The following is an 11,637-nucleotide window of genomic DNA, read 5'->3' as shown; positions in this document are numbered from 1 at the left end:
TTGTGACTATTCGAGATTAGATTAATTTGCCCACCCTACTTTATTGAGCTTGTAGGGTGGGCAAAAACAGTTTGGTTATTGTGACTATTCGAGATTAGATTAATTTGCCCACCCTACTTTATTTAGCGCACTCGTGCCAATATCGCTTCCATCTGTTGTAGGGGCACGGCACCAGAGAAGGCTTCACCATTCATAACAAAGAAGGGTGTGCCGCTCAGTCCCAATATTTCTGCTAGCTGCATGTCTTCTGCAATAGCACGATCAGCTGCGTTCCGATCTCGGTTAAACTCCTCTAGGTCTAAATTTAGGTCTTGGGCAATGGCAAGATATAACTCTTCTCCTAATTGCTTTTGATTGGCGAAGAGGGCATCATGGTACTGCCAGAATTTGCCTTGTTGAGTGGCGGCCCAAGCTGCTTGAGCGGCTGGCAGGGCTTGGGAATGAATGCTGGTAAGGGGGAAGTGTTTGTAAACTAAGGTGACTTCATCACCATGGTTTGCTATAAACTGGTTGACGGTGTCGTGAGCTCTGGCACAGAAGGGACACTGAAAGTCTGAGAATTCTACTAGCACAATTTTATCTTCAGTGGAGCCAGTCGCGGGAGAGGAACCAATGAAGGCTTGGGGATTGGTTTTGAAGCCCTGCAAGATTGCTTGCTGTTGCTGCTGGCTTTCCCGTTCCAGTTGCTGCTGGTATCTCTGGACCGATTCTAGGATTACTTCTGGGTGGTTGCGGATGACTTCGAGTATTTGTTGTTCTAGTTGAGGACTAATCTTGGAGGCTGCTGTGGCTGGCAGTGACCAGGTTGAGAAGCACAGGAGTAGTACTAATCCTGTCAGTGATAGGGCTTTCTGGAAAATGCTAAGGAGCTTAGTGAACATGATTGTCTTAAATGGAACCAAGGCATAGGGTATCTCACATGAGGCAACATCGGCAACGGATTGGTATAGCGCTACGGGCAAGGCAATAGGCATGCTAGCAATAGGCAAAAGTTTACTAAAACAGCTTTTGAGCTTGTATCAATGTCAAACACCTTAATGGGTAGTGCTATAAGGGATAGATTAATAGATGGGAGTGTCGGGAGTGTGGAGATGTTATTATAATTTTTGCCTAATTCCATGCATTGAGATGCACCCTCCAGACGTAATCCTGGCATCCCATAAAACAGGAAGATGTCTTCCTCTGTGGAAGACATCTATAAACTTCTTGATAGTCTTATTCTCTCTCAAGAAATCTATTATAAATCAGGGTTATTTGCACAAAATGTATTGATGTTTGTGGTCAGTAAAATAGCTCCACATACGACGCAAGTCGTTAGTACCAGTGTTAAATTTATGATCGATATCATTAACTCCTGTCACATACCAGCCAGACCATGAACCATTGAACCATTGAATTTTATAGGCAACAACATCACCCCCTAAAATCTGATGGTCGATCTCTGTATTTAGTCCTTTATACCATCCAGGATTTTTTCCAGTTGGAGGTAGACCAGACTCATCAGATCCTTGCAATGTACAAGCAGCTTGAGTGCGAAGTTCATGTTGGATGCAGTCACGTCTACTACACCCATTAGCGGCAAAGGCAGGCTGGGCTGGCAATATGGTTATTGCTGCAAGAATCAAACAACTTAAAACGATCAAGATACTCTTTTTTTGATTACTCATGACTCTGGTTTACTTTTTACTTCAATTAGGTACTCACGGATGCAAATCAGGTGAATAAATCTCACTGACCTTGAACCCTCTTCTAATATCTAAAAAGTATTCCTAGATCGGCAGTACCCTTAAGGGTACTATTGCCAGGAAAGAAAAATTCCTGGGAAGACCACAGGCGGGAAATGAAACAGGCAAGATGCCTGTTCCGCCTCGTGGCCAGGGTTGGGACAGACCGCCGGGAAATGAAACAGGCAAGATGCCTGTTCCACCAACAGGCTCATTCCACCCACCGGGTCAAACAGAATCCCCCAAATTCAATTCGGGGGAGTGGCTTAAGGTAAGGATTCAGCCGTCAACCGTCAGTGGTCAGCCCTCAGCCCTCAGCGGTTGGCCTTTAGCTGATAGCTGATAGCTGATAGCTGATAGCTGATAGCTGATAGCTGAAAGCTGATAGCTGATAGCTGATAGCTGAAAGCTGATAGCTGATAGCTGAAAACTGATAGCTGATAGCTGAAAACTGAGAGCTGAGAGCTTACGGCTCAAGTCATGATTTATTCCGATTGCAACGGTGCATCCAAGACTTTAGTAATGCGATCGCGTGCGCCTTCTAAGTGGGCTAAGCTAGCAGTATCAAGGTTTTTCCCTTGTTTGTTCAAGGTCTTTGCGATCGCATCCCGCAATTGACGGAGTTTATACCGGGCTAAGACCCGAGCATCCTCGGGAGTATTAAAGGTTTGGATAGCAATAATAAATTCAGGGAAGGTGCGGGCACTTTCTAGACTATTGGAATTGCGCAGTGCCATGTTCACTAAAAGACTCATATACTGCCGTTGCAATCCCCGACGCAAGCTAGAGATTGGCTCAATCTTAGCGTTACTATCTAGTTTCCAGATGCTATCTTGAACAGTGTCAAACACTTCTGCCATGGTCAAGGCTTCCCCGGAACTAGTTTTCAGTTGAGCATCCCGCAAACGAGCCAACCGTTCTGATGAAAATAAATCCCCCAGCACAATGGTTTGAACTAACATCACTCGGTCATGAATGGGATAATCGAGGGGGAAAATAGTGGGAAAAGTACCCCAGTGAGTCCAGCGAGATGGGGCTAACTGGTTGAGGAGTTGGGGTGAGAAGTTAAAGGTATCTTCAGCAAACATATACTCCCCGAGCATGGCTAAAGCCTGACGCTGTTTTTCCACAGGGATGGGTTCAAAGGGGAGTGTGCCAGTCTTGCCACCAGTGTAGTTTCGATTAAAGGTTTGTCCCCCAATATAACCAGTAAGGGACATAGCGTTTTCAAAGAAATAGGAGAAGACCGTATCAAAGCGATCGCGTAAATCCCCAGCACTTTCGTCAGGCAGGAGGTAACTGGTGTTCAACCGTTTCCAAATTGCCTTAGCATTCTCCATTTGCCACTGAGAGTAGCGCAATGGATCACCACTCAGGTCCCAAACCTTAGCTTCTGGGTCAATAAAATCGAAAGTATCCTCATCTGTAGCATAGGATAGTCCTATTTCAGATCCTTCAGCAGCAATTTTGCGCAGTGTGCGTAATTCTTGTTGAGGAGTCAGAGCATCAATAGGACTGTAGCCATACTTAATCACCCACTTATCATAGGGACCAACCACTGTCGAGAAATAATCTCCCTGTTCCATTCCCTCTGGCGCTAGATTAACTGGTACATAATCCATGACTGACCCGACTAGCCCTTGGTTGCGGGTAATCTCAGTATTATTCAATTCCTCTGGACTCAACATGGTGCTGCCCCGGAAATTGTGGCGCAATCCCAGAGTATGACCAACTTCGTGAGCTGTCAGGTAGCGCAAATACTGATGGATGAAGGTTTTCATTTCCTCACCACTGGGCAACTCGTGGTTTACCATCGATAGAGACAATGCTCCAAATTTAGCTTGCTGAGCTGATGCCATGCCAAAACAGAACTCATGGTCTGGGACTTGGGTTAGTCCGGTTAGGAATTGCCCAGCTGGTAGGTTCAACTGAGCCGCTTTGCCAGGATTGCTCTTGAGGATTTCCTGCCATTTGAGGTAAGGACTTTTGATGCCATTACTACACAGGGAACCATTAAACGGGAATTGGGATAACCCAGATAATGCCTGGGATTGAGGCTGGGAAGCAATAGCCTGGTATTCGGCTTTGATCCAGCGCACCGCATTAGCATCAATAATCACGTCTGCATCCAAGATTTCCCCAGTCAAGGGGTTCACTCGGGATGGACCCATAGCGATAATGCCTGGGAATGAGGGAAAAGAATTGGACCAGCGAATGGTGTTGTAGCGAATATCAGCGGGGTCCCAGGTCGCATCATCTGGCATTTGCCGCACTTCAATGGCATTGTCAAACCCTGCCTCCCGAAAGGCTTCATTCCACATCAAAACCCCCTCCCGAATTGCATCTCGGTACTCCAGAGGTACAGTATTTTCAATCCAAAATACAATCGGTTCTTTTGGGGGGGATACAGTAGCAGTAGGGTCTTGTTTTTCTAAATGCCAGCGCCTGATATAACGGATAAAGGGCTGTTTCCGGTTTTGATTGGATAGATTTTGATAAGCACTGATGAAATAGCCTACCCGTTCATCGGCGAGTCGATGACGGTAACCATTGTTGGTCGGTAGTTTAGAAAAGCTATAGCGGACACTAAGATTAAATGCCCGTTGATCTGGCAGACTCCTTAAGGGAAAGAATAAATCTCCTCCACCAGAAAACCCATAAACCGACTCAATCTCTACATTCAACGGAAATGCTTGAGCATCACTGACATAGGATTTTTGAGGGTCTACTCCATAACTGCCTCCTAATATCCAAGGAAAAGCCGATGATAGTCCAGAGAAAGACCCATCGCTGACGAGGAGTTGTGTTAAATCCACCAACAGAGTTTTTCGTTCTGGATGAATACTAGTAATGGGCAGGGAATATAGCACCGAATCACTAAAAGAACGCTTAACAGAACGCTCTTGGGGGTCACCGGGTCGAGTACGGAAGTAGATATTTGGTATGACTAAATCTATGGTCTTCTGTCGGCGGCGGAATTGGAACAAAAAATCATTAACTGGCCAACCTGTTTGGAGCCCCAACTCCCCAATTCCCGAAGCAAGGGTGACAACACATAGGAAGTTTTGATTTAGTTGATCGGGCTCAATTTCTAAATAAACTTTGTCTTTTTCTTTATTGCGGTAGAGGGTGAGTAATCCTGCTAATTCTTCGGCATCTTCTACGACCTTATCAAAGGGCTTTAACTTGGAATTACTACTATCTGAATCGGATAAATCCTCTGAGGGTGCCTCTGAGGGGCCTTCAGCAATTTCAGGAGTTTGAACTTGGTTATGGGCTAAGGTTAGTTGGGGCGAGTCAACAATCTGTTGACCCAACTGTTGATCCAAAGTATTGCCCCTTGGAGTAGATAGAGCTATGGTTTGGAGGTACAAAGGGGATAGTACCAAGACGAATGCACACACACATAATATCAAGAACTTTATTCTTTTCATCGATTAATCACTAATTTTTTTTTTACGAAAATAAAGAGGACTGATTAATAATTATCATGGTTAGGAATCATGAAAGCTTAAAAATTTAAACTTCATCACTTCATCTCATAATTACCAACTTCCTAAATTTGACAATTAATTATTGATTATAGCGTTTATGACACTTATAGCAGTCGCCAGGGCAGTTAGGACATGACAAAAGTCTCACACCCTTTGTAAGCGCAAGAGTTTGACTTCTGACTTCTGACTTCTGACTTCTGACTTCTGACTTCTGACTTCTGACTTCTGCTATATAATGTCCCTTCATTTTTTTTATCCCTACTCCCTACTCTCTACTCCCTACTCCCCAAGACGAAAGTACTTCAACCAATTGATAGCTGCTAGAGTTACAATTGATTAGTTGTTGATTAGTTTAATCTTTATAGCTTCTGATTCCTAAGTATTACTTAAGTATTACTATCAATGGGAAGCACAGAGCAGAGCCATGGTTTTAGATGTTCTATTTATTTTTATTCAAGATGGTGTGATTTTACTATAGTGGTTTTACTATAGCTTTTTTTAATTAAATAGACGAATCAATGGACTAACCCTTCAAGCACCCCGAAATTTCCACACCTTGGGTTAGTCTAGATCTATTTTTCCTGTACTTTGAGCCTTGGCAGTTCAAAAAAACCTAAGCATTCAGCCGTCAGCTAATGCGCTACGCGCACGCTTGGCCTTGGCCGTTGGCCACGCTACGCTAATGGCCACGCTGCTTGAGGTGCGAACAGCTATCAGCTATTAGCGAGTAGGCGCTTTAACTGCACTGGGTCGGATCAGTCAAACGAGCAGGGATTGTCAACCAGCCATACTCGTTCGTAAGCTTGTTTACTACCTCCCGTTGATTAGTTAATTAGCTGACGGCTGACGGCTGATAGCTGAATGCTTACAAAAAAACTGTACAGTGACTTCAAGTCAAGCTATACTTTGAGCAGTCAGCTTTCAGGTATTTATTAGTCAGCCCTTGCAGCTGACTACTTAAGCTCAGAAGTATAGTTGACTGAAAGTAGTGTCAGCTAAATTAGGTAAGCATTCAGCAAATGCGCTACGCCCACGCTACTTGAGGTGCTGTCAACAGTCAGCTCATCAACGGCAGGTAGTAAACAAGCACCAGGGGTTATGCTACGTCTGGTTCAGAATCCCTGCTGGTTTTACTAATCCGACCCCGTGCAGTTAAAGCGGCTGATACGCGACACGCTGATAGCTGATAGCTTAAACTTGATTAGCAGCCAAGCTATTGATAACACTAGACACCAAAGTCAGAACGATGGCCCCAAAAAAAGCTGGCCAGAAACCGTTGACCATAAACGCAGCAGGAGTGAAATAGGATGCCAGGGATAGGGTGATAGCATTAATCACCAACAGAAATAGTCCCATGGATAAAATTGTGATGGGCAAGGTCAGAATCACTAGAATCGGTCTAATGATGGCGTTCACTAAACCAATGACTACTACCGCTACAGCAGCTGCACCAAAACCACTAATGGTAATTCCTGGTACCAGGTAAGCAGTAATCATTAGTGAGATAGCACTTAGCAGCCAAGTCAAAAATATATTAAGCATCGATCTCACAAAAATATCGCTCACTATGATTTTAGCGATTCTGGCAAGATTAGCCTGTAAGCATTCAGCCGTCAGCTATGAGCTATCAGCTTTCAGCCATCAGCATATGTGCTAGGCACACGCGATCGCGTTCAGCTTTCAGCTATCAGCTTTCAGCCATCAGCATATGTGCTAGGCACACGCGATCGCGTTCAGCTATCAGCTTTCAGCTTTCAGCCAACGGCTGAGCACTGACCGCTGACCGCTGACGGCACCTCAAGCAGCGTGCGCGAACGCGCATATGCTTACCTTTGGTATAACTCAAGTGATTATGCATCACAGTATGATTAAATTGGACGATTGCAGCAATAAATCTTTATGTTTTTCCGGCTACTGGTTACATTCTTATTTGCGTGCTCTGTTTTTTGTTATCCCTTACCCGTTCACGCCAAGAGTATAGCCTGCGATGGGAAACAACTCGTGGGAGCAGACTTATCTGGTGAAGACTTACAGAAAGTCAAAATTACCTATTGCAATTTGGACCAGGCTAACTTAGCCGATGCCAAATTGATCCAAGCATCTATCAAACATACTACCCTGAATAATGCTAATCTCCATGGAGCAGACTTGACCAAGAGCGACACCTACAACATTAGCTTCAATGATGCAGATTTAACTGATGTCATCTTTACTGGTGCCTTACTGCAACGTGCCAGTTTTGATGGGGCTGACATCACCGGTGCTGATTTTACTAGCACCCTGATCCAACCGGTCAGAGAACGGTTAAAACTCTGCGATGTAGCAAGTGGGGTGAATCCTACAACTGGTGTGGTGACTCGTGACTCTTTGGGGTGTTGGTAAGGTGTTGAATGTTGACTGTTGAATGTTGACTGTTGAATGTTGACTGTTGAATGTTGACTGTTGAATGTTGACTGTTGAATGTTGACTGTTGACTATCAAATAGTCAACAGTCTTGATCGATGGGGCTTACTTGACCGATGGTATGCTGGATGGTGTGCAAATTTGATAACTGTTTGCTAGAGGTGCATCTGAAAACTGGTGTTGCGACTTGTGAGTCTTTGGGATGTCGATTAAACGAGTAGGTGTAATTGGTGGAGGACAACTGGCCTGGATGATGGCAATGGCTGCCAAATCTTTGGGTATTCGGCTAGTGGTTCAAACTCCTAATATTACTGATCCAGCTGTCTGTGTTGCTGCTGAAACTGTCTTTGCTGCTATTGATGATGGGGTGGCTACCGAGCAAATGGCATCTCGCTGTGATGTGATTACCTTTGAGAATGAATTTATTAACCTCCATGCCCTGAAATATCTGGCAAAGCGGGGAATTTGCTTTTACCCCCGACTAGAGGCCCTAGCGCCACTGTTGGATAAATATGACCAACGCTGCTATTTCGATCGGATTGGTTTACCCCAGCCAGAGTTTATCAGTCTGGAGGGGGAAGTGGGTAAGCAGGAATTAAAGTCCCTAGCCTCTTCTCGAACCCCCATCAACCTGAGTGAGTTAGAGTTTCCTCTGGTGCTGAAAGCGCGACGCCAAGGTTATGACGGCAAGGGTACGTTTATTATTAAAGACAGTCATAGCTTACAGGAAACTTGGAACCAGTTAAGCAATCAACCTGTGGTGCTAGAAGAGTTTATTCCCTTTGAACGGGAGTTGGCAGTAATGGCTGCTCGTTCTGTAGATGGGGAGGTGGTGGTTTACCCGGTGGTGGAAACTCAGCAGGAAGAACAGGTGTGTCGGCGAGTGATTGCACCGGCCCAGATTAGCCCAGATACGGTGGCGGAGGTGAATGCGATCGCAAAAACTCTCCTGACTAGTTTAGAGGTAGTGGGAGTCTTTGGGATTGAGTTATTCCTGACTAGCAATAACAAAGTTTTGGTTAATGAAGTGTCCCCTCGTACCCATAATTCCGGTCATTACACCATTGATGCTTGCGAAACCTCTCAATTTGAGCAGCAACTGCGAGCCGTGGTAGGTTTACCCTTAGGTAGCCCACAGATGCATTGTCCCAGTGCAGTAATGGTCAATCTTTTGGGTTATGAATCTTCCCAGGATGATTACCAACAGAAACGGCAGACCTTAGCCAGTTTACCAGGGGCGTTTGTCCATTGGTATGGTAAGACTCAATCCCGCCCAGGACGTAAGTTAGGTCATGTTACGGTTTTGAATGATGGGAATTCGGTACAAGAGGTAATTGAGAAGGTTGAATCGGTTTGGTATGGCTAATACTCAGAATTAAGAATGTAGAATGTAGAATGTAGAATGTAGAATGTAGAATTAAGAATGTAGAATCTAGAATGTAGAATCTAGAATGTAGAATGTAGAATTAAGAATGTAGAATCTAGAATGTAGAATCTAGAATGTAGAATCTAGAATCTAGAATCTAGAATGTAGAATTAAGAATGTAGAATTAAGAATGTAGAATGTAGAATGTAGAATGTAGAAGTCTCAATTCTCAATTCTCAATTATTAATTCTTAATTATTAATTCTAAATTCTAAATTATTAATTCTACATTCTACTACTCCCTACTCCCTTTGCTAAAGCAGTAGATAACTGGCGTAAGCGATCGCTAACTTCTAAATTGACTTCGTGAGCCTTTAAATGTTCGGGCATTTCAGCCATTAGTAAGGGATTTTCTTCTAACCATTCATTCTGGGCTACTCCTCGCCACACGGCTTCATATTGAATAAAGCGATCGCGCAATTGATCGAGTTCCTGTAGGCAAAATTGCTCAAACCCTGCCGCTTCAAAGATGGCCAAACGCAAATAGGTTTCAAAGGCTTTGATATCCGTTTCAACTTCCAAGATTACCTCCTCCGCTGAATTGGTAGGTTTTGGTGGCACATCCCCAGAGACGTCACGAATACCTAATAGCTCATGGCGCAGCTTGGGATCATAGAGCAACTTTGACCCACGATTTACATATCGTTTTAGCACGCTGAAAGCCTTCTCTTCCCCACTGTAGTAATTATCGACTAGTTCTATATCGGCTCCCAGTCTTTTCACAATACGCTGACGAGTTTCACTCCCTAAAGGTCCACGAATTAAGGAGTCGGCAACGGGACGGGCAAAGCGAAGAAATAACGCCGTCAAACTTCGACTTAAGACTTCCACAAACTCCTCGGGATTACCAATAAGTCGCTGCTCTAATTCCTGGGTTTTCCAGAGTAACGTGGTCAGATAGTCAACTAACTTTAATGCTTCTTCCTTGATTTCCAGAGCAAGGTTATGAGCAATATCTACTAAGAAAATGCTAATGGTAGCAGAAAGTTCTTTCCGCCAGTTATAGTCAGTTAATTTAGCATCAAATACACCGGAATTATTTTCTTTAAAAATTTGCTGTTTTCTTTGCTCAGTATTGGTTCTAATTTCTTCAATTTTAGTCTCAATATCCTGGAGGTATCGAGACCGAAATTTTTCTACAATATCTGAATTGAGAGATTCTTCTCCTTCTGCAGTAGAGTTCCATATATTATCATTATAATAGTCGCTGAGGTCTGCTTTAATCGTTTTCCACTTTTCTTCCCACCACTGGGAAAATTCAATACGACGTTGATTTTCTTGTAATCGCTTGGCTTCCGCTGGATTCTCTGAATAACGCTTACTAACGATATCAAAAATTTCTTTTGATGTTGTTAATATATTTTCAATTATAGCCTCACAACGTTTCTGTAAAACAGTAACCCGTTTATTATTAATATAGTCAGTAATACGAGCCTTGATTTCCTGAATCCCAGTCGCGTCTTGTTTTAAGACTTCCTCATTTTCGATACCTGTCACAGAGTTAAGCTTAGTTAAAATTTCTTCAGGACTGCCAACTGATTCCAATGTTTGTTGATTAGCGAAGCCATTTAATACTAAATAAGCTCCCGCTGAACCGTGTACAATTTGCTCAGGAGATAATTTAGCTATTTCATGCCATCTATTTGATGCTTCATCAAGGTGTTCTTTAAGAGCTGCTGGACTAGCCAACTGATCAATCCGACTCAAGAAAACGAAAAATTTATCTGCAACGTTTACATTCTTATCACCCTGCTCAGTAAACTCAACAATTTTAAGTTCGTAGCCCTTGGGACTAGGATCTCGCTGTACCAAAATTACAGCATCACAATCTGACAGCATTTCTCTAGATTCTTCTATATGCTTGGCTAAACCTGAGTCTAATCCAGGCACATCATAGAAAACAATACCTTCAGCCTGGGCGAGTTTATTGGTATACAGCCTAGCTTCTAATACTGCATGGGCGTATTGCTCATCAGCAACATACTTGTTCAGGTCTTTGTTAATGTCTTCTAGGCGAGTAAATGGGATAGTTTTCCGACCTTCGCTACGAACTTGTCTTAAAGTGTCTTGATACTTTCGGATTGTCTCTAAATCTTGTTTTGCTCCATCACTATGTTTAGAATTACTGTTGGAAGCTGATTCCAGTTCATGCAAAAGACGGGTAAATTGTTCTTCGGTTTTAGGCTCAACTTCTAGCCTTTGCTGAGAATCTTGTTCAACGGAATAAATTTGTGTCGTTGTAAAGGTACAACGTCCCGCTTTTGCTGGCAGTAAATCACAATCTAACCAGGCATTAACAAATGTACTTTTTCCCGCCTTTTCCAAGCCCACAACAGCAATCCGAAATTCTCGCTTCTTCAAGCGTTCAAGCTGACGACGAGCAGGTTTTTCTTCTTCCAACAGCACCTCTTTGAGGTGACCAGGAACTCCGGCTTGAGGAAGCTTGGCTAAATCAAGGGCGTGGCGCAACACAGTTAAAGCGTGACTTAAACGAGTTTCATAATAGGATGAAGCAGTTTTCCAATCCATTTTTCCAATTTATTTTATAGCGTTTATTGCATGTATGAGGTACAGTAAGCAACCTCAAAGTC

Annotated in this window: 10 protein-coding genes; 4 read left to right on the top strand and 6 right to left on the bottom strand. The window is 43.5% G+C overall.

Going from position 1 to position 11,637, the window contains the following annotated elements:
* Positions 1 to 122 precede the first annotated feature (122 nt).
* The 3 genes from F6K38_RS24715 to F6K38_RS24705 form a co-directional block, all read right to left on the bottom strand.
* Entirely contained in the window at positions 123 to 881 is a 759-nt protein-coding gene (locus tag F6K38_RS24715; RefSeq protein ID WP_008180566.1) for a DsbA family protein, read from the bottom strand.
* Between the two features lie 71 nt (positions 882 to 952).
* Positions 953 to 1,195 (bottom strand): hypothetical protein, encoded by a 243-nt coding sequence (locus F6K38_RS24710; RefSeq protein WP_131827129.1) that lies wholly within the window; start codon positions 1,193 to 1,195, stop codon positions 953 to 955.
* A gap of 55 nt (positions 1,196 to 1,250) precedes the next feature.
* A complete protein-coding gene (locus F6K38_RS24705) occupies positions 1,251 to 1,667 on the bottom strand; it encodes a hypothetical protein (RefSeq protein WP_008180569.1) in 417 nt (138 codons plus the stop codon).
* 187 nt (positions 1,668 to 1,854) lie between these two features.
* Here F6K38_RS24705 and F6K38_RS24700 point away from each other — a divergent pair, with 187 nt between their 5' ends.
* Positions 1,855 to 2,067, top strand: a complete 213-nt coding sequence (locus F6K38_RS24700; protein ID WP_154659696.1) for a hypothetical protein — start codon at positions 1,855 to 1,857, stop codon at positions 2,065 to 2,067.
* A 142-nt stretch (positions 2,068 to 2,209) separates the two neighbouring features.
* Here the strand turns inward: F6K38_RS24700 and F6K38_RS24695 are convergent, their stop codons facing one another.
* On the bottom strand, positions 2,210 to 5,158 hold the full coding sequence (locus tag F6K38_RS24695) for a zinc-dependent metalloprotease (protein WP_131827130.1): 2,949 nt from the start codon (positions 5,156 to 5,158) through the stop codon (positions 2,210 to 2,212).
* Positions 5,159 to 5,813: 655 nt separating this feature from the next.
* On the opposite strand from F6K38_RS24695, the gene F6K38_RS24690 reads away from it, so the two are divergent.
* On the top strand, positions 5,814 to 5,942 hold the full coding sequence (locus F6K38_RS24690; RefSeq protein WP_267871995.1) for a hypothetical protein: 129 nt from the start codon (positions 5,814 to 5,816) through the stop codon (positions 5,940 to 5,942).
* Between the two features lie 467 nt (positions 5,943 to 6,409).
* Here the strand turns inward: F6K38_RS24690 and F6K38_RS24685 are convergent, their stop codons facing one another.
* A complete protein-coding gene (locus tag F6K38_RS24685; protein WP_044492381.1) occupies positions 6,410 to 6,760 on the bottom strand; it encodes a phage holin family protein in 351 nt (116 codons plus the stop codon).
* A 459-nt stretch (positions 6,761 to 7,219) separates the two neighbouring features.
* On the opposite strand from F6K38_RS24685, the gene F6K38_RS24680 reads away from it, so the two are divergent.
* Positions 7,220 to 7,600, top strand: a complete 381-nt coding sequence (locus tag F6K38_RS24680; protein WP_008180578.1) for a pentapeptide repeat-containing protein — start codon at positions 7,220 to 7,222, stop codon at positions 7,598 to 7,600.
* A gap of 223 nt (positions 7,601 to 7,823) precedes the next feature.
* Positions 7,824 to 8,987: a 5-(carboxyamino)imidazole ribonucleotide synthase gene (locus tag F6K38_RS24675; protein WP_287250888.1), complete on the top strand. Its 1,164-nt coding sequence runs from the start codon at positions 7,824 to 7,826 to the stop codon at positions 8,985 to 8,987.
* Between the two features lie 284 nt (positions 8,988 to 9,271).
* On the opposite strand, the gene F6K38_RS24670 is transcribed toward F6K38_RS24675, so the two are convergent.
* Positions 9,272 to 11,575 (bottom strand): dynamin family protein, encoded by a 2,304-nt coding sequence (locus F6K38_RS24670; RefSeq protein WP_287357782.1) that lies wholly within the window; start codon positions 11,573 to 11,575, stop codon positions 9,272 to 9,274.
* Between the last annotated feature and the right edge of the window lie 62 nt (positions 11,576 to 11,637).

The organism is Moorena sp. SIO3B2 (assembly GCF_010692525.1).
Lineage (GTDB): Bacteria > Cyanobacteriota > Cyanobacteriia > Cyanobacteriales > Coleofasciculaceae > Moorena > Moorena producens.
This window is presented reverse-complemented; position numbering and strand designations above follow the sequence as displayed.